The sequence below is a fragment of the Nonomuraea roseoviolacea subsp. carminata genome, from assembly GCF_024172185.1.
Lineage (GTDB): Bacteria > Actinomycetota > Actinomycetes > Streptosporangiales > Streptosporangiaceae > Nonomuraea > Nonomuraea roseoviolacea.
The window spans coordinates 5557536-5577797 of sequence record NZ_JAMZEC010000001.1 but is presented as its reverse complement, the minus strand read 5'-3'; the positions used below and the strand labels follow the sequence as shown (position 1 = coordinate 5577797).

Genomic DNA, 20262 nt, shown 5'->3' with positions numbered 1-20262 from the left:
GACGCCCCCCGGGCGGCGGCCCGGCGATGATTGCCGATCGTGAGGGTCCCCGGTCGGTACATCAGGGGGCACGCGATGTCGGAGTCGCGCGGGCGGAGTCCCGTCGCAGTGATTGATCATGAAGGACGGATGCCGTGAGGATTCGGCTGGTGACCTGTGCGAGCGTGGCCGCGCTGAGTGCCTTGGCGGGAATGGTGACAGCGGGTCCCGCGGCCGGGGAGACGGGGGTCGTGCCGGCCGCCGACACGAGCCCGCCGAGCACTCTCGATCCCGCGTCGCTGAAGTCCGCGCTGGACGAGGTCCACCGCGCGGGAGTGCCGGGCGTGTACGCCGAGGTGCGCGATTCCGGGCGGGTGTGGCGCGGTGCCTCCGGGGTCGCCGACCTCGAGACCGGCCGTCCTGTCAAGCCCGGCATGCTGCAGCGGGTCGGCAGCGTCACCAAGACGTTCACCGCCGCCGCGGTCATGCAGCAGGTGGAGAAGGGCCGGATCCGGCTGGACGACCCGATCAGCCGCTACCTGCCGAAGCTGGTGCCGGGCGAACGCGGCAAGAAGATCACGGTGAAGATGCTGCTCAACCACACCAGCGGCCTTCCGGAGTACCTGCCCTACGCGTTCCCGTCCCTTGCGAAGTTCCCCTCCGTGTCGGACATGTCGCCCAAGAGTCTGGACGACAACCGGTTCAGGCGGTTCAGCCCGGCGGAGCTGATCGACATGGCGCTCAAGGCGCCCGCCGCCGGCGCTCCCGGAGAAACCCCGGGGACGTACACCAACGCCAACTACCTCATCCTCGGCCTGCTCCTGGAGCGGGTGACCGGCACCCCAGCCGAGAAGTACATCACCGAGAACGTCATCGAGCGCGCCGGGCTCCGGCACACCTCGTTCCCGAGCGGGCCGCGCATCAAGGGGCCGCACCCCCGGATGTACGAGTCGATGCTCGGCCTGCTCGACCCGCCGCGCGACTACAGCGTGTACGACATGTCCTGGGTGGGCACCGGTGCCGCCCTGGTCTCGACCATGGAGGATCTCAACCGCTTCTACGGCAGGCTGCTCGCCGGCGAGATCGTCAAGCCGTCGTCGCTGGCGCAGATGCAGCGCACGGTCAAGGTCTACTCCCAGACCGGCGAGAAGATCGACTACGGTCTGGGCCTGCAGGTCATGTCCACGGGTTGCGGCACCTTCTGGGGCCACGAAGGCTCCGTCTGGGGCGCCGGAACGGCGTCGTGGAGCAGCGCGGACGGCAAGCGGCAGATGTCCGTCGCGGTGAACCTCGCGCGGTGGAACAAGCCGGATTCTTCCGGTGAGCCGCAGCCACACGCCATCGACGGCGCGATGGCGGCCTTCCACCGGCAGGCACTGTGCGGTGACGAGAACGCCTCGTAGGCCGGGGCGCGGGCCGGCACCGCGGTCCGCGCCTCCCCACGTGGCTCCTCCGGGCGGCGTTGTCCCCTGCGGCGTCATTCCCCCGCGCGGCGCAGGCGTCGCAGCGCCGCGTCGATGGACTCGCCGCTCCCTTCGGCCACGGCGGCGCCGTCGGGGTCCCGTACGACAGCCGAGAAGACCCCCTGGAGGCGGCTCAGCACGACGGTGTGGCCGTCAGGCAGCAGATCCTCCAGAACGAGCCGGTGCCGGCGGGCGTCCTGGCCGGCCAGGGTCCGGGCGGCGACCAGGGCCGCCACCGGGGTGCGGTGGCGGGTGAGCAGCAGCGGGCCGTCCTCGTACGGGAGGGTGGCCAGCCGTACGAGGTCGCCGAGCTTGCGGCGGGCCGTGGACAGCGGCAGGGCCGCCAGGCCGGTCAGCGGCCCGGACACCCCGGTGACCGGGATCAGCGCGGCCCACTCCCAGCGCTCCCGGGTGATCAGCGTGGTGGCGCCGTCCTGGGCGGCACGCGTCAACCGGCCCCAGTGGACCCGGGCCTCCTCGACTCCGAGGGCCGGGCCGAACCGGGCGACGAGGTCAGCGGTCACGGAGGGAGCCAGGTCATGGGGAGACACCCGGAGATCGTAAGCCGCCTTACCGAAAATCTGCAAGCCGCCTTACCGATCGAGGCCGACCGCCAGGGGACGGGGTTACTCGCCGCCCTCGGTGCCGAAACCGTCGAGCGCCTCGCGCTCCTCCAGGCTGAGCGTCTCCTGGAAGACCGTGATGTGCAGGTCAGCCGGCGCGTCGAGCCGCGCGTTCAGGGACTGCCACGGGGTGAGGGTGGGCGGCGCGACCTGCTCGGCCCCGGCCGCCACCAGCCGGTCCGTGGTGGCCTGCGCGTCGTCCACCTCGAACGCGACCCGGATCGTGGGCGCCACCTGCCGTCCCACCTCGACCTCGTCGATGTACCGCTTCTGGGCCGGGTTCGCGATCTCCAGGGTGGCCCGGCCGGCGTCGAGGATCGCGACCCGGGCGCCCCCGTCGCTGGAGAACGCGGCCTGCTCGGGGAGCCCCAGCACGTCGCGGTAGAACGCGAGCGCGGCCTCGTAGTCCTCGGCCTCGACGACGAGACGGAGCTGGCGGACGGGCGACGGGGTGCCTTCGGGGGCGGTCATGAGGGGCTCCTCTTCAAAGCATGGCCATAACGTGTCGCCTGAACCAACCGCCGGACCGGCCGCTCCCTTCCCGCCCGCCGCGACGAATCACCCGTTCATCGGCCTTCCTCGGCGGCGGCCAGGCGGCGCCGCAGGTGTGCGCGTTCGGGCTCGCTCCCCGCCGCCTCCAGGGCCGCGCGGTAGGCGGCGGCCGCCTCGGAGCGGCGGCCGAGCCGGTGCAGCAGGTCGGCGCGCGCCGCCAGGTACGGGTGGTACCCGCGCAGCCGCGCCTCGCCGGCCAGTTCCTCCAGCAGCGCCAGCCCCGCCTCCGGCCCGTCGCGCATGGCCACGGCCGCCGCCCGGTTCAGCGCGACCACCGGGGACGGGTCCAGCGCCAGCAGCACGTCGTACAGGGCCACGACCTGCGGCCAGTCGGTCGTGGCCAGGTCGGCCGCCTCGTCGTGGAGCGCCGCGATCGCCGCCTGCACGCCGTACACACCGGGCGGGCCGCCGCTCAGCGCGACGACCACCAGCGCCGCCCCTTCCTCGATCATGGTCCGGTCCCAGCGGCCGCGATCCTGCTCGTCCAGCAGCACCGGTTCGCCGCCGGGACCGGTACGGGCGTCGCGGCGCGCGTGGACCAGCAGCGACAGCGCGAGCAGCCCGGCGACCTCCCGCTCGGCGGGCAGCAGCCGGCGCAGGATCCGCGCCAGCCGGATCGCCTCCTCGGCCAGGTCCGGCCGTTGCAGGGCGGGACCGGAGCTGGCCGCGTACCCCTCGGTGAAGATCGAGTAGATCGCCTGGAGCACGCCGGGCAGCCGCTCCGGCAGCTCGTCGGCTCCGGGCACGCGGAACGGGATGCGCGCCTCACGGATCTTCTTCTTCGCCCGGACGATCCGCTTGGCCATCGTCTCGACCGGCACCAGGTAGGCCCGCGCCACCTCCGGCGTGCTCAGGCCCGCCAGGCAGCGCAGCATCAGCGCCCCCCGGTCCTCGGCGGGCAGCGCGGGGTGGGCGCAGGTGAAGAACAGCCGCAGCCGCTCGTCCGGCAGGTCGCGCAGGTCGTCGTGCGCGTCGGCGGGCGGGGCGTACGCGGTCCGCTCGGCCTCCACCTGGAGGATGGCCAGCCTGGCGGCCAGGGCCCGGTCGCGCCTGAGCCGGTCGACCGCCTTGCGCCGCGCCGTCGTCATCAGCCACGCGCCCGGCTTGGGCGGCACGCCCTCGACCGGCCAGTGCTTCAGCGCCGCCTCGACGGCGTCCGAGGTGACCTCCTCGGCGAGGTCGAGATCGCCGAAGCGGCGGACGAGCGCGGCCAGCAGCCGGCCGCGCTCCTCCCGGAAGACCGCCTCGATCTCACGCATCGGAGACCACGCGCCCCTCACGCATCCGCGATCGCCCGCCCCTCACGCATCCGCGTCCTCTCACGCGCCGAAGTCGGCGACCGGGCGGACCACGACCGACCCGCCGCCGCGCGCGCCGGGGCAGCGGGCGGCCCAGTCGAGCGCTACGTCGAGGTCCGGCACGTCGATCACGTAGAAGCCGCCCAGGACCTCCCGCGTCTCGGCGTACGGCCCGTCGGTCACGCTCCGCTTGCCGTCCTTGCTCACCCGCACGGTCGTCGCGGTCACCAGGTCGGCCAGCGACTCGCCCGACACCCAGACGCCCGCCTCCCGCACGGCCTGGTCGTAGGCCATCCAGTCCTCGACGGTGCAGGCGTCGTCGTCCTGGGCGGAGGCGCCGGCGTTGATCAGCAGCATGTACTTCACGGTGATCCCCTCTCGGGTGGAGTCGTCGTACGGCGGGCCGCCGCACACCATCACCACGAACGGCCCCCGGCCGGATGGACACGACCCCTCGATGTTTTTTCCCGCGCCTCAGCGCACCTTCTCCCCCGCCGCCAGGCCGGCGATCATCCGGCCCAGCCGGGCCGCGCGCGTCCGCGGTGTCCGCGCCGTCATGAGCCGCAGGATGACCAGGTACCGGTCGCTCTTGCCGAGGGTGTCGAAGAACGCCTTCGCCCGCTCGTCCCGCTCCAGCGCCTCGGCCAGGTCCTCGGGGACTGTGGCGTTCCTCGGCGACTCGTACGCGGCCTCCCAGCGCCCGTCGGCCTGGGCCGCCAGCACCGCGGCCAGGCCCGGCGGACGCATGCGCCCGGCGGCGACGAGCTCCTCGACCTTGGCCACGTTCACCTTCGACCAGACGCTCCGGGCGCGGCGCGGCGAGAACCTCTGCAGGTAGGACGCCTCGTCGCACGACCGGGTGTGGCTGTCGATCCAGCCGTAGCAGAGCGCGACGTCGAGGGCCTCGCCCCGCGTCACCGACACCTCGCCCGAGCCCTTCTTGGCGATCCGCAGCCAGACGCCGCCGGGCGTCTCGTGGTGCTCGGCCAGCCACGCCTCCCACTGGGCGGCGTCCTCGAACGTCATGATCTCCTCGCCGGACGGGGGCGGGGTGGCGGATCCTCGCGGCATGGGGGTCCCTTCGTCGTGCCTGCGGCCGGGCCTTGCGACGGGAACGCTACGAGGCATTGAGGAAGAAGCGCTTCCTCGACGTCCGCTCAGGACGGGTCGATCGTGATGTGGACGCGGTCGGGGTAGAAGGCGACGTGGCCCTTGATCTCGCCGACCGCCTCGTAGGGCTCCTCGTACGTCCAGATGGCGTCGCCCACCTCGCCCTCGGGGGTGACGACGCTGTAGTAGGACGCCTCGCCCTTGTACGGGCAGTACGTACGCGTGTCGCTGCGGCGGATCAGCTCGGGATCGACGTCCTCGATCGGGACGTAGTGCACCGGAGGGTAGGCAGCCTCGGACAGGACCAGGGGGCGGGTGGTGTCGGCGACGACCCGCTCGCCGACGCGGACGACGACGTGGGCGGAGGTCGCCGCGACCGTGATCGGGTGGTCGGGGCCGGGGATCTTGACGTCACGGGGCACCGAGCGTCTCCGTTCTCTGGAAGCCTTGCTGCGAAGGGGGACGGCGCCGGAAGGCGGCCGTTCACCACTATGCCGGACCGGGACGAGCGGGCCCGGCGGCGGGTCCGCGCCGTCCGGAGGGGAGAGCCGTGAAGGAGGGGGCCGTGAAGGAGAGGCGAGCCATGAAGCTGGTCGCGCGCCTGTGGAGGTCGCTGGGAGGACGCCTGCAGTGGCGCCTCATGTGGCTGAAGCACGCCACGTTCATGGTCGGCGTCACGGGCATCGTCCGGGACGGCGAGGGCCGCCTGCTCCTCCTCAGGCACCGGCTGTGGCCGGAAGGCCGCCAGTGGGGGTTCCCCACCGGTTACGCGAACAGGTCGGAGGCGTTCGAGGACACCGTCGTGCGGGAGGTCCGCGAGGAGACCGGCCTGACCGTCCGGGTCGGCCGGCTCGTGCGGCTGGTCAGCGGCTACCGGCTGCGGGCGGAGGTGGCCTACGAGGCCGTCCTCGTCGGCGGCGACCTCACGATCGACCGCTTCGAGGTGCTGGAGGCGGGCTGGTTCCCGCCGGACGAGCTGCCCGAGGGCATGCAGAGGTCACACCGGGAGCTGCTGGAGCTCTCCCGCCACGGCGTGGCCGGGCCGGCGGGTCACGGCCGCTGCTCGGAGTGTCCCGTGCAGCCGTGCACGATGACCTGAACCACGTCACGTACGACGTCCCTGGTGACGCTGCCCGGCGGCCCGCTGACCAGGGTGAACAGCGCGCCCCCGTAGAGAGTGATCATGGCCGGGATCCGCTCGCGCGGGATGGCGAGGCCGAGCTGGTCGTGGTGCCCGGCCGTGACGCGGATCGCCGCGTCCTGCAGGCCCGCCAGCGCGGCGGCGAGCACCGGCCGGCGGGCGCCCTCCATCTGCAGCTCGAAGATCGCCAGATAGCGGCGGCGCAGGGTGGTCGCCGCGGTGAACAGCGACTCCGTGAGCATGTCGGCCAGCGTCGCGGGCCGTTCGAGGGCCCGCTCGGTGTCGGCGTGGTGCAGCTCGATGACGCGCTCGGCGGCGGCCACCAGGAGCGCCTCCCGGCTGCGGAAGTAGTTGGAGGCCGTGCCCGGCGGCAGGTCCGCCGCCTTCTCCACCGCCCGGTGGGTCAGCCCGTGCACGCCTGAGGACGCCAGCAGGTCGATGGCGGCGTCGGCGAGGGCTTGGCGGCGGGCCGGATTCGTGGGCGGCATGCGCCCATGTTACCAATACCCGTACTAGTACGATCGTAGTGAATGCGGGAGGTCCCATGAGGATCGCGGTGGTCGGAGCCGGGCTCGGAGGAGTGGCGGCGGCGGTGGGGCTGCATCGCCAGGGCCACGAGGTGACGCTCTTCGAACGAGGCGCCGAGCTCAGGGAGAAGGGCACGGGGATCGTGGTCATGCCCAACGGGCTCCGCGCGCTGGACACGCTGGAGCTGGGCGAGAACGTCCGCCGGCGGGTCATGCACGCGACCCACGGAGGGCTGCGCGACCGGCATGGACGGCCGCTGCTGATCACCGACATGGCGCAGGTGAAGCGGGAGATGGGGACGCCCGCCATGATCGACCGCGCGGAGCTGCACAGGATCCTGCGCGCCCCGCTGCCGGCCGCCCTCGTGCGGACCGCGACCCCGGTCGAGCGCCTGGACCCCGACCCCGCCGGCGTGACCGTGATCAGCGCCGGCGAGCCCGTCGCGCGAGCCGACGCCGTCATCGCGGCCGACGGCAGCGGCAGCGTGCTGCGCGCGCGGCTCTTCCCCGGCCACCCCGGGTTACGGCGGACCGGCCGGATGGACCTGCGCGGCATGCTGCCCCGGCCTCCCGGCCTGGAGCCGGACCTGCTCCTCAGCCAGCTCGTCGACCGGCGCAACGGGGCGATGTTCGGGCTGTTCCCCATCGGCGACGACCGCCTGTACTGGTTCACCGACTCCCTCCTGCGCGGTACGCCGCCCGGTGCGGAGGAGGCCCGCCGGCAGATGCTGGCCCTGATGGCCGACTGGCATCCCCTCGTCACGGCGCTGATCGAGGCCACGCCGCCCGCCGACATCCACGTCGACCCGATCGCCCGCCTGGCCGAGCCCCTCCCCTCGTACGCGGCCGGCCGGATCGCGCTGCTCGGCGACGCCGCGCACGCCATGTCGCCCGACCTCGGCCAGGGCTCCAGCCAGGCGTTCGAGGACGCGGCCGCGCTGACCCGCCACCTGAGCGGCGCCGGGCCGGCGGAGGCGGCCGAGCGGCTGCTGCGCTACGACGCCGAACGTCGCCCGCGCGCCAACCGCATCCTGCTGGCGGCGGCCCGGCAGTCGCGGATGACGTCCCGCACCGGGATCAGCGCGTGGCTGCGCGACACGCTGCTGCGGGCGGTGCCGTCCCGGCTGGCCGCCCGGCAGCTCGCCGCCCTCTGGCACGCCTAGGGCTGTCGGCGCAGGGCCGCACGCCTAGGGCTCCCGGCGCAGGGCCAGCAGGCGGTCGACCAGCGTGTCGGCGTAGGCAGGGGTGAGCGGGCCCACGCCGAACAGGCCGCGCACGTACACCGGGGCCAGCAGGTGGTCGAGGATGTCCAGGACCTCCGGCGGCTGCTCGCCCCGCTCCCGGGCGCGGTCGAGCATGCCCTGCAGTTGGCGTCCGCGCTCGGCCAGGAACGCGTCGCGCGCCTTGACCCCGTCCTCCCCCGCCGTCGCCAGGGCGATGACCAGCCGCAGCGCGGCCATCCCGTCCGGGCCGGCGACGTCGCGGACCACGCCGGCGGCGTAGACCCGCAGGTCCTGCTCCAGGCTCCCCGTGTCGGGGACGGGAGAGGCCGTGGTGAGCCGCGTGATCGCCACGTCCATGAGCAGCGTCTCCAGAGTGCCCCAGCGGCGGTAGACGCTCGTGTCGGCCACGCCCGCGCGGGCGGCGACGTCGCCGACGGTGAAGCTGCCGTAGCCGCGTTCGGCGACCAGGTCGGTGACCGCCTGGTGCACCGCCGCGCGGACGCGGGCGCTGCGCCCGCCGGGTCGCCGGGCTCGCTGCTGTTCCACCATGCCTCCCACCTTAACGCAGCTCTGACTTGCGTTTACGTACCGCGCCGTCCTACAGTCCTAAACGCAGCCACCGACTGCTTTAGGAGTGGACATGGAGCCTCTTCTCTTCCCCGGCAACCCGAGCTTCTGGTACGAGACCCTGCGCAGCTTCGGGCACATCGCGTACGGCGGCGCCGACTTCGGCGAGGTCGTCACCACGTGCGAGCGGATCATCCCCGGCGACTACGACAGCTGGCACGACGCGTGGCTGGCCACCGCCGACAGCGTGGCCGGCAAGGGCCGGGCGGCCCTGGAGGGCGGGCACCGGGTCAGCGCCCGCGACGCCTTCCTGCGGGCGTCGAACTACTACCGCTCCGCCGAGTTCTTCCTGCACGGCGACCCCGCCGACCCGCGCATCCGGCACGCCTACGACGCCTCGGTCGCCTGCTTCCGCGAGGCCGCCGCGCTGTTCACCCCGGCCGTCGAGCCCGTCGAGATCCCGTACGAGGGCACCGTCCTGCCCGGCTACCTGTACCGGGCCGACGACTCCGGAACCGCCCGACCGACCGTGGTCATGTTCAACGGCTTCGACGGCACCGTGGAGGAGATGCACTTCTTCGGCGCCGCGGCGGCGGCCGAGCGCGGCCACACCGTCCTCGCCTTCGACGGCCCCGGCCAGCCCGGCACCCGGCACCGCCAGGGCCTCGGGTTCCGTCCCGACTGGGAGAAGGTCGTCGGCCCCGTCATCGATCACGCCGTGACGCGTCCCGAGGTGGACCCGTCCCGCGTCGCCCTGCTCGGCGCGAGCATGGGCGGGCTGCTCGCGCCGCGCGCCGCCGCCTTCGACGACCGCGTCGCCGCGCTCGTCTGCCTGGACGGCGTCTACGACCTCGGGGACATCGCCACCGCCGGCATCCCGCTGCCGCGCGCGGAGGCCGAGCGCCGGCTGCGCGCCGACCACGACCCGGAGCTGGACGCGATGCTGGCGGAGGCCATGGCCGGCAGCCCGATGCTGCGCTGGGCCGTCGAGCACGGCATGTTCGCCCTGAACGTCACCACCCCGCGCGCGTTCGGCGCCGCCTACCTCGACTACCACCTGCGCGACGGCGTCGCCGAGAAGATCTCCTGCCCCACGCTGGTGTGCGCGGGCGCCGACGACGGCTTCTTCCGGGGCCAGCCCGAGCAGCTGTACGAGCACCTGACCTGCCCCAGGACGCTGCTGGGGTTCACCGCGGGCCAGGGCGCCGACGCCCACTGCCAGTCCGGTGCCCAGCGCCTGGCCTTCGCCCGCGTCTACGACTGGCTCGACGACGCCCTGACGCGCCGGGCCCCGGCTCTCCGAGCAGCACCCTGACCCGCCGGTCCCCGGCTCTCTGAGCAGCACCCTGACCCGCACCCATCGGAGGACCCCGCCATGACCACCGTGATCGACCAGATCGACCGCGCCCTCGACATGACCGCCGCCGTCGTCGGGGGCATCGCCCACGACCGGCTCACCGCCGCCTCCCCGTGCCCCGGGTGGGACGTGCGTACCGAGCTCAACCATCTGGTCGGCGGCATGCGGATCTTCGCCGCCGAGCTCACCGGCACCGACGCCGGCGGCGCGCACGAGGACGACTGGCTCGGCGCCGACCCGCGGGCCGCCTACGCCGTCGCGGCCGGCCTCGACCGCGCCGCCTGGCACCGCCCGGACGCCCTGGCCACCACCGTGCGGCTGGGGTTCGGCGAGGTGCCGGGGCCGATGGCCGCGCTCATCCACCTCACCGAGGTCCTCGTGCACGGCGTCGACCTGGCGCTCGCCACCGGCCAGGAACACCTCGCCGACGACGAGCTGTGCGGCGAGCTGCTCACGGTCATGCGCGGCATGGACTTCGACGCCTTCCGCCGCCCCGGCATGTTCGGCCCCGCGGTCCCGGTGGCCGGCGACGCCCCCGCCCACCGGCGGCTCCTGGCCTTCCTCGGCCGATGACCCGCGACTCGCTCTCCCCGGCGAACCTCAGCCGCCCCTGGTGCATCCAACTCCTACATGAAAGCGATCAACAAGACTCTGACGCTGGCCGCCGTGTCCCTCGTGGCGGCGGCGACACTCCACGCCCCGTCGGCCCACGCGGCGGCCGCCATGACCGCGACCGGGTGCCCTGCCCCGAGCAAGGCCGAGATCAAGCGCTCCTACGACGCCAAGGAGGACAAGCCCGCGAAGGGCGCCACCGCCCTCAAGGGAGTCCACGTCGGGTACATCCCCAAGGGCTTCACCCACGGCCAGGTCGTCGCTCAGAAGCACCACGGCGTCACCGAGTACGGCTACCAGTGGACGGATGACCGAAGCGAGATCGACCTCAAGCGCCGGTTCCTGTGGGTGCGCGTGGTGTGCTGGCCGGGAGCCCGCGAACTCGCGGACCTGAAGAAGCTCCCCGTCACCCTGGGGACCTTCACGAGTGGCGTGAAGACGAGGACGATCGGCGGTCGCCAGGTGCTGACCAAGCTCGGCGACGGCGCGCTCGGCGCCGGGCGCTACACCGGCTGGGTGGAGCGCGAGGGAGTCGTCGTCACCGTGATGGCCGGCCGGCCGCACCTCGGCGACCTCGACAAGATCATCGCTGGCGTCAAGGTGTCCTGACCGCGCCTGCTTCCACATTGTCGGCCGAAGGCGCACGGGAGCCGCCGTCGGTCACCGCGGGGCGACACCGCTGTGTCGCCCCGCGGCGGGGACCAGGACGTCCACGAACCTCGTGGCGTCAGGAGGCGACGGGGGCGCCGAACCACCGGGACATGTGGTCGAGCAGGTCTCGCTGGTCCTCGCCGACCCACGCGACGTGGCCGTCGGGCCGCAGCAGCGCGGCGGGCACGTCCAGCTCCTCGCTGCCGTCGACGACGTGGTCGACCCGGTCCGCCCATCCCGCGGCCGAGAGCCGGCCGGTCTGGTCGAGCAGCAGCCCGCGGCCGGCGTGCGTCAGCTCGTAGAGGCGGCCCCGCTTCAGATCGAGGTCGCGCATCCGCCGGCCGAGCAGTTCGTGCCCCGCGCCGAAGTCGTAGCGGACCCCGATCGCGATGATCTTCTCGGTCAGGTACCTGCTCACGTCGTCGAAGCGCATCAGCTCCGCCAGCAGCCGGCGCACCGCCTGGACGCCCGGCTCGGGCGACAGGAGCTCCATCTGCGCGCGGGTGCTGTCCAGCACGTCGGCGGCCACCGGGTGGCGTTCGGAGTGGTAGCTGTCCAGCAGTCCGTCCGGCGCCCAGCCGGCGACCTCGGCCGCCAGCTTCCAGCCGAGGTTGAACGCGTCCTGGATGCCCAGGTTGAGCCCCTGCCCGCCGACCGGCGGGTGGATGTGCGCCGCGTCGCCGGCCAGCAGCACCCGGCCGGTCCGGTAGCGCTCGGCCTGCCGGGTGGCGTCGCCGAAGCGGGAGAGCCAGCGCGGCGAGTGCACGCCGAAGTCGGTGCCGGCGATCGCCCGGAGCTGCTGCTTGAACTCCTCGAACGCCGGCGGGGCCGAGCGGTCCCCGGCCACCCCCGCCGCGGGCACGAGGACGCGGTACACCCCGTCCCCCATGGGCCCGAGGCCGAACCGCTTCTGGGTGGCGCGGATCTCGGCCACCACGGCGGCCACCGTCTCCGGCGGCGCGGTCACCTCCATCTCGCCCAGCAGCGTCTCGACCCGGGTCGGCTCGCCGGGGAAGCCGACGCCGAGCAGCTTGCGCACGGTGCTGCGGCCGCCGTCGCAGCCCACGAGCCATCGCGAGCGCAGGGACGTGCCGTCGGCCAGCTCGGCGGTCACCCCGTGCTCGTCCTGGGCCAGCCCGACCAGCTCGCAGCCGCGCCGGATCTCCGCCCCCAGCTCGGCGGCGCGCTCGGCCAGCAGGCGGTCGGTGGTGGTCTGCGGAATGGCGAGGACGTAGGGATGCGCGGTGTCCAGCCCCTCGGGCATGGGCTTGTCGATGCCGGCGAAGGAGCCGCCGACCGGGAACTGCCTGCCGTTCGCGAGGAACCGCTCCAGCAGGCCCCGCTGGTCCATCACCTCGATGCTGCGCACGTGCAGGCCGAGCGCGCGGACGTAGGGGGCCGGCGCCGCCTCCTTCTCCAGGACGAGCGTGCGCACACCGTGCAGCCGCAGCTCACTTGCCAGCATCAGACCGGTCGGCCCACCGCCGGCGATGATCACGTCGATCACGAGTCCCCCGTTCCGCCGGGCCTGGTCCTGGCTCCGGCTGGTGCATTCTGCGGGACGACCCGGGTCTTGCCGCAAGCCCCCAGTTGTGCTATACAGTGAAAATGGCAAGGGGAATCATTTCCGCTCCTTGCCATTTTCCTTTCACGGGGCCGGGTCGGCGTCGCCGCGTGCGAGCCGCCTTCCTCAGGCGAAGTGCATGGCGATGGCCAGCCCGACGGTGTGCATGAGCACGACCACGACGATCAGCGTGATGAAGATGAACTTGGCCGGACCGTGCTCGAAGTGCTTGCCCTCCTTCAGGGGCCGCATCTGGGCCTGGCGCTCGGCGATGCGCTCCTCCAGCGGCTTGCGATAGAACACGGCGGCGTCCCTCCACACGGTTTGCGCGGTATCTGTTGGGGCGATAATAGTTTGTACACCAACTAAGTTACCATGCGTGCCCGGAGGCGCCACAGATGGAGCCTGTGACAGACCCCACAGACCTGCTGGCCCTGGACCGGCAGGTGTGCTTCGCGCTCAGCATCGCCTCACGGAGCGTGATCGGCCTGTACCGCCCACTGCTGCAGCCCTTCGGGCTGACCCACCCGCAGTACCTGGCGATGCTCGCCCTCTGGCAGTACGAACCCCTGTCGGTCAAGGAGCTGGGCGAACTGCTCCAGCTCGACCCGGGCACGCTGTCGCCCCTGCTCAAACGGCTCCAGGCCCTCGGCTACATCAACCGCGAACGCGACAGCAAGGACGAGCGGGCGCTGTGCGTGACCCTCACCCCGGCCGGCCGGGCGTTGCGGGCGGAGGCGGAGAAGATCCCGCCGGCGATCGTGGCCCGGCTCGGCATGAGCCTGGAGGAGCTGCAGGACCTGCACAAGGCGCTGATGCGGGTGATCGCGGCCGCACGCGGCACCGGCGATCCCGGGCACCGCGACGACTGAGCTCTCAAAGGCCTCCTACATGCGGGCGCGCAGGCGACGCAGCATCCGTGGGTCGCCGAAGCCGGCCTCACGGGCGGCCGTCTCGGTCGTCGCGCCCTGCCCGAGGAGGTGTTCGGCCCGTTCCAGCCGCAGAGCGGTCTGGTAGGCCAGAGGCGTGAGGCCGGTGGCATGCCGGAAGAGCCGGGTGACCGTCCGTTCGCTGCACCCGACGGCGTCGGCCAGCGTCGAGAGCGTGAGCCGTTGGGTGAAACGCGCGTCGATCAGGTCCTGAAGGCGATGCACGGTGTCGTCATTGTGACCGCGGTGCCGGAGCAGCGCGCTGATCTGTGGCGAGGCTCCCTGACGGCGGCCGTACACCACCATGGCGCGGGCCACCTGGCTGGCGGCGTACGGCCCGCGCCTGGTGCTCAGCAGGTGGAGCGCCACGTCGATGCCGCTGGCCACACCCGCCGAGGTCACCACCCGCTCGTCCTCGACGTAGAGCGCGTCGCGCACGACCTCGGCCCTCGGATAGAGGCGGGCGAGCTCGTCCTGGGTCGCGTGGTGGGTCGTACAGCGGCGGCCGTCGAGCAGGCCGGCCCGGCCGAGTGCGTCGGCGCCCGCGCAGATGCCCGCCACGGTGCCGCCGGCCGCGTGATGCTCGCGCAGCCGGTGCAAGGTGTCCGCGCCGGCCATGCGGGTCGGGCCGCGCCAGCCCGGCACGATGACGAGATCGTCCGGCTCCAGGTCGGGCCATGCCCGCTCGGCGTGCAGGGGCACTCCTTGCACGGTGGCGACGGGCGTGTCCTCGGCCACGTACGACAGGGCGTGCTCGTGGCCGAGGTCGGCCGCCGTGGAGAAGACCTGGGCCGGCCCGGCCACGTCGAGCAGGTGCACTCGTGGGATGAGCAGGAAGACGACCCGGGGCATAGCCGCCGAGCCTATGCCCCGACCAGTTCGTCGACGGTGCGGATGGCGGCGAACCGGCCCGCGAGCGCGTACTCGGTGCGCGCGACGATCTCGGCGACGCCCAGCGTCCGCGGGTCGCTCACCAGCCGCGAGAACGGCAGGTCCTGCCGCGCGTCGCGGTGCGGGATGGGGGTGGTCGCTGTGGCGTCGGTGGCGAAGACGACGTCGAAGCCGAGGTCGGAGGCGATCCGGGTGGTGGTTTCGCAGCACTGCTCGGTACGGATGCCGCACACGGTCAACTGCCGGATGCCCCGACTGGTGAGGATCTGGTGCAGGTTCGTGGTGGTGAAGGCATTGTGCGCGGTCTTGGTGATGAGCGGCTCGCCCGGGTGCGACTCGAGCCCGTCCATCAGGCGGACGTGCCCCTGCGCCGGATCGAACACGGTGCCGGACCCCGGCCGGGAGCCGAGCACCCACACCACCAGGTCGCCCTGGTCACGGGCTGCGGTGACCAGGCGGTTGACCTGTCCGACGATGTCCGGCTGCGACACGAACTCCCAGTCCGGCAACTGCCGGAAGGACTCCTGGACGTCGATGACGACGAGTGCGTTGTTCACCCCTCAAGGGTGGAGCGGTGCGGGGCCAGGACTGAAGGCGTGAACCGGTCAGGCTGCGGAACGATCCGGTCAGCGCCGCCCGGCTCTCGGTGTGCTCAGTCGGGCCGGCTCTCTGAAAGCTTCAGCTCCCGCTTGCCCCCTTACTCTGCCGTTCCCCAGCCGACTCTCGGGTTCAGTGACGCCGTCAGCGACCCGCCGTCCGCCGTCGAAGTGGCCGGCGCTCGGGGGTCCGGGGGCCGGAGGCCCCCGGCCAGGGGGTGTGGGGGAGCTCGGCTCCCCCACTGTCACAGCCCGAGCCCCGTCGCGCGAAGCGCGCCCTGGGGAGGACCTTGCTTTTGAAGCCTGCGACCTTCGGGAATGCGGTCAGAGCAGTCCGGCCGCCGCCAGGTGCTTGCCCACGCTAGCGATCTCGTCGTCGTTCAGCGGCACCTGCGGGGGCGCCGTCACCGGGCAGTCGATGATCCCCCGGAGGTACAGCGCCGCCTTGAAGGCGCCCAGCCCCGACGAGCTGCCGCCCATGCGCGCGCCCCCCACCCGGACGATCTCGAAGAGCCGTACCAGTCGCTCCTGTTCCTGCCGCGCCGCCTCCCACTCGCCGCGGCCCGCGCAGGCGGCCAGCCGGACGTAGCCGTGGGGGTCCACGTTGCCCAGGCCCGGTACGACCCCGTCCGCGCCCATCCACAGGGCCGAGTCGACCGTCACCTCCGACCCGGTCAGCACGCTGAAGCCGGGGACCCGGCCCAGGATGACCTCGCGCAGGCCGCCGTCGTCGCCGCTGGAGTCCTTGACCCCGGCCAGCACGCCCTCGGCGGCCAGCTCCAGCAGCAGCGCGGCCGGGAGCTTGGTGTGGACCGACACCGGCAGGTCGTAGGCGTACAGCGGCAGGCCGGTCCGCGCGGCGATGAGCCGGAAGTGGGTGCGGATCTCCTCCGGGTGCGTACGCGTGTAGAAGGGCGCCGTGGCGACCAGCCCCGACACGCCCGCGTCCAGCGCGGTCCGGGCGTGGTCGAGGACCCGGGGCGTGGTCATGTCGATGACCCCGGCGAGCACCGGCACCTGCCCGGCCACGTGCCCCACGACGGTGTCCAGCACCGCGCGCCGGTGGGCGTCGGGCAGGTAGGCCACCTCGGACGACGAGCCGAGCACGAACAGCGCGTCCACGCCTCCGGCCAGCAGGTGGTCGACGAGCCGGGTGAGGGAGCGGGTGTCCACCTCGTGGTCGGGGGTCATCGGGGTGCACACCGGCGGGATCACCCCCGTCAGGGCGCTCGGCCCGCCGGCGGCGGGGGTCGAGGCGGGTCCGGCGGGGTCGGGCATCGTCACGAGCGCTCCTGGATCAGGTCGAGGTCGGTCGCTCCCGCCGCCACCGGGTGGTGGCAGTGGAAGAGGTGGTCGTCGCCGTCGGGGGTGGCCTCGGGCCAGGCCGCCGCGCACGTGTCGTCCGCGCGCCAGCAGCGGGTACGGAACGGGCACCCGCTCGGCGGCCGGGTGGCCGAGGGCACGGCTCCGGTCAGCGGGATCGGCGTGATGGGCGAGATCAGGCCGGGCGTCGCGGAGAACAGGGCCCGGGTGTACGGGTGGCGGGCGCCGCGGGGCACGGCCCGGGCCGGCGCCTGCTCCACGATCCGTCCCAGGTACATGCTGACCACCCGGTCGCTCATGCGCCTGACCGTCTGGATGTCGTGGGAGACGAACACCATGGCCAGGCCGAGCCGGTCCTTGAGGTCGAGCAGCAGGTTGAGGATCTGGGCCCGGACGGAGACGTCGAGGGCGCTGGTCGGCTCGTCGGCGACGAGCAGGGCGGGCTCCAGCGCGAGGGCCCGGGCGACGGCGACGCGCTGGCGCTGGCCGCCGGACAGCCGGCCGGGCAGGGCGTCGGCGACGGAGGCGGGCAGCCCGACGAGGCCGAGGAGTTCGCGGACGCGGGCGTCGCGCTCGGCGGGGGTGCCGCGCCGGTGGACGTCGAGCGGGTCGCGCAGGACCTGCCGGACGGGCAGCCGCCGGTTGAGCGCCGTGGACGGGTCCTGGAACACCATGCCGACGCCGGTCCCGACGGCGGCGCGGCGCTCGGCGTCGCTCATGGCCCACAGGTCGCGGCCGTTCAGGGACACGGTGCCGGACGTGGGCCGTTGCAGCCCGACGAGGACCCGGGCCAGGGTGGACTTGCCGCAGCCGGACTCCCCCACCACGCCCACGGTCTCGCCGGGGGCGACGGTCAGGCTCGCGCCGGTCAGGGCGTGGACGCGGTCGCGGGAGAACAGCCCGCCGGTGCGCGCCTTGTGGACGACGTGGACGTCGTTGAGCTCAAGCACGCTGGTCACTCCCCGCGGTCTCCAGGTCGGCCGGCTGTCCGGTCGCCGGATGGTGGCAGGCGTACGCGTGCCGGTGCGCGTCGCCCTCCAGCGGCGGCGCGTCGGTCCAGCACCTGGCGCCGGCCATCGGGCACCGGTCGGCGAAGCGGCATCCGGCGGGGAAGCCCGAGGGCGGCGGGACGACGCCGCGGATCTGGGTGAGCCGCTCGGCGCCCGACTCCAGCGACAGCACGGAGCCGAGCAGCCCGCGGGCGTAGTGGTGGGCGGGCGCGCCGACGAGGGCGGGCGTGGCGCCGGTCTCGACGATCTGCCCGCCGTACATGACGACGACCCGGTCGGTGACGTCGGCGACGAGCGCGAGGTCGTGGGAGACGAGGATCAGCGCGAACCCCAGCTCCTCGCGCAGCCGCAGCAGCAGCTCGATGACCTGGGCCTGCACGGTCACGTCGAGCGCGGTGGTGGGCTCGTCGGCGACGATCAGCTTCGGCTCGCGCGACAGCGCCATCGCGATGAGCACCCGCTGCCGCTGCCCGCCGGACAGCTCGTGGGGGTAGGCCGACAGGGTACGGCCGGCGTCGAGGCCGACCAGCTCCAGCAGCTCGGCGGGGGTGCGCCGGCCGCCGCGGCGGGTGACCTGCCGGAGCTGGGCCTTGATGGTCATGGCGGGGTTCAGGGACGACAGGGCGTCCTGGTAGATCATCGCCATGTCGTGGCCGAGCAGCCGGCGGCGGGCCTTGCGCGGCAGGGCGAGCAGTTCCTTCTGGTCGAAGCGGACGTGGCCGCTGACGCGGGCCTCGCGGGGCTGCAGGCCCATGATGGTCAGGGCGGTCAGCGACTTGCCGCATCCCGACTCGCCGACCAGGCCGAGCACCTCGCCGGGCCGTACGTCGAAGGCGATGCCGTCCACGATGTCCACGCCCTCGGTGAAGCCGATGCGCAGCCGTTCCACCGACAGGATGGGCGGGCCGGAGGGCAGCGGGCGGGCCCGCTCGGCGAGGCGGCGGGCGGCCTCGGCCAGGCCGGGCAGCTCGACGGGCTCGCCGGAGCCGGGCTCGGCGCGCTCGACGGGGTCGTCGGCGACGGGCGCCGCCCGCGTGGCGGCGGGGGCGGCCCAGGCGTCGGAGACGCCCTCGGACAGGATGTTCAGGGCCAGCACGGTGACGAGGATGAGCAGGCCGGGGAAGACCGTGGCCCACCAGCCGCCGAGCAGCACGAGGTTCTTGCCGTCGGCGATGACGCTGCCCCACGACGGGTTCGGCGGGCGGACGCCGGCGCCGATGAACGACAGCGACGCCTCCAGCACGATCGCGTCGGCCACCATGACGGTGCAGAACACCAGCACGGGCGCCGCGCAGTTGACCGCCACGTGCCGCAGCAGGATGTGCGGGGTGCGGGCGCCGATGACGCGCTCGGCCGCGACGTAGTCCTCGCCGTACTGGGCGAGCACGTTGGCCCGCACGACGCGGGCCACGGACGGCATGTAGAGGAACGCGATGGCCATGACCAGCACGGGGATGCTGCCGCCGAACACGGCGACCAGCACGGCGGCCAGCGCGATGCCCGGGAAGGCCATGATGACGTCGAGCACCCGCATGAGCGTCTCGTCCACGGCCCGGCGGGAGGTGGCCGCGACGGCGCCGACGAGCGCGCCGGCGACCAGCGCGAGGCCGGTCGCGCCGAGGCCGATGATCAGCGACCAGCGCGCCCCGTACAGCAGCCGGGACAGGATGTCGCGGTTGGCGCTGTCGAGGCCCATCCAGTGCGCGGCGGACGGGCCGCCGCCGGCGGCCTCCTGGACGTACGGGGAGTGGGGCGCGATCCAGGGCGCGAACAGGGCGGCGAGCACGACGAGCGCGATGACGGCGACGGCCGCCCACGACAGCGGGCGCAGCCGGCGGAAGCCGATGCCGGGCCTGGACAGGCGCTCCCCCAGGGCACGTCTCATGCGGCGCTCCTCAGGCGGGGGTTGACGAGCAGGTAGAGGATGTCGACGGCGAGGTTGACGACCATGAAGCCGACCGCGATCGTCAGCACGACGCCCTGCACCACGGCCGGGTCGCCGTCGCGCACCGCGTTGATCATGAGCTGGCCCATGCCGGGCAGGCCGTAGATCTGCTCGATGACGACGGTGCCGCCGATGAGGTAGCCGATGCGCAGGCCGAGCACGGTCAGCGGGTTGATGAGCGCGTTGCGCAGCACGTTGCGGCCGACCACGACGACGGGCGGCAGGCCGCTGCCGATGGCCGTGCGCACGTAGTCGCGGTCCAGCTCCTCGACCATGGAGGTGCGGATGACGCGGGTGAGCTGGGCGGCGACCGGCAGCGACAGCGACAGGGCGGGCAGCGTCATCGAGCGCAGCCAGCCGGTGAAGGAGTCGGCGGGGTTGATGTAGCCGCCGGTCGGGAACAGGCCCTCGCCGACCGCCAGCCACTGGATCAGCAGCAGCGCCAGCCAGAACGCCGGCGCCGCGACGCCCACCAGCGACACGACGCGGATGACCTGGTCCGGCCAGCGGTCGCGGAACAGCGCGCCGGTCACGCCGAAGACCAGCCCCAGCACGACGGCCACGGCCAGGCCGAGGAACGTGAGCTGGAGCGTCAGCGGCAGCGCCGTCGTCACCGACTCGATGACCGGCTTGCGGGTGAGCACGCTGGTGCCCATGTCGCCGCGCGCCAGGTCGGCGACGAAGCGCAGGTAGCGCAGCGGCAGCGGGTCGAGCAGGCCGTTCTCGAGCTGGAACTGGTGGATCTGCTCGGGGGTCGGGTTCGCGCCCTGGAAGTACGCGTACTCCGGCTTGTTGTTGGAGAAGCGCATCACGATGAACACGAACGCGACGACCCCCAGCACCAGGGGCACCAGGATGAGGACGCGCCGGGCGAGCAGGCGGGCGATGAGGACCATGGCGG

Annotated in this window: 23 protein-coding genes; 7 read left to right on the top strand and 16 right to left on the bottom strand. The window is 73.3% G+C overall.

Annotated elements, in window-relative coordinates:
* Window positions 1-134 precede the first annotated feature (134 nt).
* Window positions 135-1382 carry a serine hydrolase domain-containing protein gene (locus tag HD595_RS25825; RefSeq protein ID WP_253773283.1) on the top strand — a complete coding sequence of 416 codons (1248 nt, stop codon included), beginning with the start codon at window positions 135-137 and terminating at the stop codon, window positions 1380-1382.
* 74 nt (window positions 1383-1456) lie between these two features.
* Here HD595_RS25825 and HD595_RS25820 read toward each other — a convergent pair whose 3' ends face one another.
* From HD595_RS25820 to HD595_RS25795, 6 genes are all read right to left on the bottom strand, one after another.
* On the bottom strand, window positions 1457-1966 hold the full coding sequence (locus HD595_RS25820; RefSeq protein WP_253773281.1) for a type II toxin-antitoxin system Phd/YefM family antitoxin: 510 nt from the start codon (window positions 1964-1966) through the stop codon (window positions 1457-1459).
* A gap of 102 nt (window positions 1967-2068) precedes the next feature.
* Window positions 2069-2536 carry a VOC family protein gene (locus tag HD595_RS25815; protein ID WP_253773278.1) on the bottom strand — a complete coding sequence of 156 codons (468 nt, stop codon included), beginning with the start codon at window positions 2534-2536 and terminating at the stop codon, window positions 2069-2071.
* A gap of 95 nt (window positions 2537-2631) precedes the next feature.
* On the bottom strand, window positions 2632-3876 hold the full coding sequence (locus tag HD595_RS25810; RefSeq protein WP_253773276.1) for an RNA polymerase sigma factor: 1245 nt from the start codon (window positions 3874-3876) through the stop codon (window positions 2632-2634).
* A gap of 60 nt (window positions 3877-3936) precedes the next feature.
* Window positions 3937-4332, bottom strand: a complete 396-nt coding sequence (locus HD595_RS25805; RefSeq protein WP_253781314.1) for a YciI family protein — start codon at window positions 4330-4332, stop codon at window positions 3937-3939.
* A gap of 57 nt (window positions 4333-4389) precedes the next feature.
* Window positions 4390-4986, bottom strand: a complete 597-nt coding sequence (locus HD595_RS25800; protein WP_253773275.1) for a YdeI/OmpD-associated family protein — start codon at window positions 4984-4986, stop codon at window positions 4390-4392.
* Between the two features lie 86 nt (window positions 4987-5072).
* Window positions 5073-5447, bottom strand: a complete 375-nt coding sequence (locus tag HD595_RS25795; RefSeq protein WP_253773273.1) for a DUF427 domain-containing protein — start codon at window positions 5445-5447, stop codon at window positions 5073-5075.
* Window positions 5448-5590: 143 nt separating this feature from the next.
* Between HD595_RS25795 and HD595_RS25790 the strand changes: the two genes are divergently transcribed.
* On the top strand, window positions 5591-6124 hold the full coding sequence (locus tag HD595_RS25790; protein ID WP_253773271.1) for an NUDIX domain-containing protein: 534 nt from the start codon (window positions 5591-5593) through the stop codon (window positions 6122-6124).
* Here the strand turns inward: HD595_RS25790 and HD595_RS25785 are convergent.
* Window positions 6076-6654 carry a TetR/AcrR family transcriptional regulator gene (locus HD595_RS25785; protein WP_253773269.1) on the bottom strand — a complete coding sequence of 193 codons (579 nt, stop codon included), beginning with the start codon at window positions 6652-6654 and terminating at the stop codon, window positions 6076-6078. The genes HD595_RS25790 and HD595_RS25785 overlap by 49 nt on opposite strands.
* Window positions 6655-6710: 56 nt before the next feature.
* Here HD595_RS25785 and HD595_RS25780 point away from each other — a divergent pair, with 56 nt between their 5' ends.
* On the top strand, window positions 6711-7856 hold the full coding sequence (locus HD595_RS25780) for an FAD-dependent oxidoreductase (RefSeq protein ID WP_253773267.1): 1146 nt from the start codon (window positions 6711-6713) through the stop codon (window positions 7854-7856).
* Between the two features lie 24 nt (window positions 7857-7880).
* Here the strand turns inward: HD595_RS25780 and HD595_RS25775 are convergent, their stop codons facing one another.
* Window positions 7881-8465, bottom strand: a complete 585-nt coding sequence (locus HD595_RS25775) for a TetR/AcrR family transcriptional regulator (RefSeq protein WP_253773265.1) — start codon at window positions 8463-8465, stop codon at window positions 7881-7883.
* A 91-nt stretch (window positions 8466-8556) separates the two neighbouring features.
* Between HD595_RS25775 and HD595_RS25770 the strand changes: the two genes are divergently transcribed.
* Genes HD595_RS25770 through HD595_RS25760 form a run of 3 tightly spaced genes read left to right on the top strand, consistent with a single transcriptional unit; the run spans window position 8557 to window position 11061 of the window.
* On the top strand, window positions 8557-9798 hold the full coding sequence (locus HD595_RS25770) for an alpha/beta hydrolase family protein (protein WP_253773262.1): 1242 nt from the start codon (window positions 8557-8559) through the stop codon (window positions 9796-9798).
* A gap of 60 nt (window positions 9799-9858) precedes the next feature.
* Complete coding sequence (locus HD595_RS25765) at window positions 9859-10413, top strand: TIGR03086 family metal-binding protein (RefSeq protein ID WP_253773260.1); 555 nt, start codon at window positions 9859-9861, stop codon at window positions 10411-10413.
* A gap of 57 nt (window positions 10414-10470) precedes the next feature.
* Window positions 10471-11061 (top strand): hypothetical protein, encoded by a 591-nt coding sequence (locus HD595_RS25760; protein WP_253773258.1) that lies wholly within the window; start codon window positions 10471-10473, stop codon window positions 11059-11061.
* A gap of 118 nt (window positions 11062-11179) precedes the next feature.
* On the opposite strand, the gene rox is transcribed toward HD595_RS25760, so the two are convergent.
* A complete protein-coding gene (rox, locus tag HD595_RS25755; RefSeq protein ID WP_253773256.1) occupies window positions 11180-12610 on the bottom strand; it encodes a rifampin monooxygenase in 1431 nt (476 codons plus the stop codon).
* A gap of 183 nt (window positions 12611-12793) precedes the next feature.
* The gene (locus HD595_RS25750) at window positions 12794-12970 is read right to left on the bottom strand and encodes a hypothetical protein (RefSeq protein ID WP_175593797.1); all 177 of its coding nucleotides are present in this window, start codon (window positions 12968-12970) and stop codon (window positions 12794-12796) included.
* Between the two features lie 104 nt (window positions 12971-13074).
* On the opposite strand from HD595_RS25750, the gene HD595_RS25745 reads away from it, so the two are divergent.
* Window positions 13075-13539: a MarR family winged helix-turn-helix transcriptional regulator gene (locus tag HD595_RS25745; protein WP_253773254.1), complete on the top strand. Its 465-nt coding sequence runs from the start codon at window positions 13075-13077 to the stop codon at window positions 13537-13539.
* A gap of 15 nt (window positions 13540-13554) precedes the next feature.
* Here the strand turns inward: HD595_RS25745 and HD595_RS25740 are convergent, their stop codons facing one another.
* The 6 genes from HD595_RS25740 to HD595_RS25715 form a co-directional block, all read right to left on the bottom strand.
* Complete coding sequence (locus HD595_RS25740) at window positions 13555-14448, bottom strand: GlxA family transcriptional regulator (protein WP_253773252.1); 894 nt, start codon at window positions 14446-14448, stop codon at window positions 13555-13557.
* Between the two features lie 11 nt (window positions 14449-14459).
* On the bottom strand, window positions 14460-15044 hold the full coding sequence (locus HD595_RS25735) for a cysteine hydrolase family protein (RefSeq protein ID WP_253773251.1): 585 nt from the start codon (window positions 15042-15044) through the stop codon (window positions 14460-14462).
* Between the two features lie 363 nt (window positions 15045-15407).
* Window positions 15408-16361, bottom strand: a complete 954-nt coding sequence (locus tag HD595_RS25730; RefSeq protein ID WP_253781313.1) for a dihydrodipicolinate synthase family protein — start codon at window positions 16359-16361, stop codon at window positions 15408-15410.
* A gap of 2 nt (window positions 16362-16363) precedes the next feature.
* Complete coding sequence (locus tag HD595_RS25725; RefSeq protein WP_308211234.1) at window positions 16364-17356, bottom strand: oligopeptide/dipeptide ABC transporter ATP-binding protein; 993 nt, start codon at window positions 17354-17356, stop codon at window positions 16364-16366.
* Window positions 17349-19301 (bottom strand): dipeptide/oligopeptide/nickel ABC transporter permease/ATP-binding protein, encoded by a 1953-nt coding sequence (locus tag HD595_RS25720; RefSeq protein ID WP_253773249.1) that lies wholly within the window; start codon window positions 19299-19301, stop codon window positions 17349-17351. The genes HD595_RS25725 and HD595_RS25720 overlap by 8 nt, the downstream gene beginning before the upstream one ends.
* The gene (locus HD595_RS25715; protein ID WP_253773247.1) at window positions 19298-20257 is read right to left on the bottom strand and encodes an ABC transporter permease; all 960 of its coding nucleotides are present in this window, start codon (window positions 20255-20257) and stop codon (window positions 19298-19300) included. Before HD595_RS25715 ends, HD595_RS25720 begins: the two co-directional genes overlap by 4 nt.
* Between the last annotated feature and the right edge of the window lie 5 nt (window positions 20258-20262).

Excerpts from the sequence above, each read along its gene's own strand:
- HD595_RS25815 (WP_253773278.1), bottom strand. The coding sequence starts at position 2,536 with ATGACCGCCCCCGAAGGCACCCCGTCGCCCGTCCGCCAGCTCCGTCTC.
- HD595_RS25810 (WP_253773276.1), bottom strand. The coding sequence starts at position 3,876 with ATGCGTGAGATCGAGGCGGTCTTCCGGGAGGAGCGCGGCCGGCTGCTG.
- HD595_RS25805 (WP_253781314.1), bottom strand. The coding sequence starts at position 4,332 with ATGGTGTGCGGCGGCCCGCCGTACGACGACTCCACCCGAGAGGGGATC.
- HD595_RS25800 (WP_253773275.1), bottom strand. The coding sequence starts at position 4,986 with ATGCCGCGAGGATCCGCCACCCCGCCCCCGTCCGGCGAGGAGATCATG.
- HD595_RS25785 (WP_253773269.1), bottom strand. The coding sequence starts at position 6,654 with ATGCCGCCCACGAATCCGGCCCGCCGCCAAGCCCTCGCCGACGCCGCC.
- HD595_RS25780 (WP_253773267.1), top strand. The coding sequence starts at position 6,711 with ATGAGGATCGCGGTGGTCGGAGCCGGGCTCGGAGGAGTGGCGGCGGCG.
- HD595_RS25775 (WP_253773265.1), bottom strand. The coding sequence starts at position 8,465 with ATGGTGGAACAGCAGCGAGCCCGGCGACCCGGCGGGCGCAGCGCCCGC.
- HD595_RS25770 (WP_253773262.1), top strand. The coding sequence starts at position 8,557 with ATGGAGCCTCTTCTCTTCCCCGGCAACCCGAGCTTCTGGTACGAGACC.
- HD595_RS25765 (WP_253773260.1), top strand. The coding sequence starts at position 9,859 with ATGACCACCGTGATCGACCAGATCGACCGCGCCCTCGACATGACCGCC.
- HD595_RS25760 (WP_253773258.1), top strand. The coding sequence starts at position 10,471 with ATGAAAGCGATCAACAAGACTCTGACGCTGGCCGCCGTGTCCCTCGTG.
- HD595_RS25740 (WP_253773252.1), bottom strand. The coding sequence starts at position 14,448 with ATGCCCCGGGTCGTCTTCCTGCTCATCCCACGAGTGCACCTGCTCGAC.
- HD595_RS25730 (WP_253781313.1), bottom strand. The coding sequence starts at position 16,361 with ATGCCCGACCCCGCCGGACCCGCCTCGACCCCCGCCGCCGGCGGGCCG.
- HD595_RS25720 (WP_253773249.1), bottom strand. The coding sequence starts at position 19,301 with ATGAGACGTGCCCTGGGGGAGCGCCTGTCCAGGCCCGGCATCGGCTTC.
- HD595_RS25715 (WP_253773247.1), bottom strand. The coding sequence starts at position 20,257 with ATGGTCCTCATCGCCCGCCTGCTCGCCCGGCGCGTCCTCATCCTGGTG.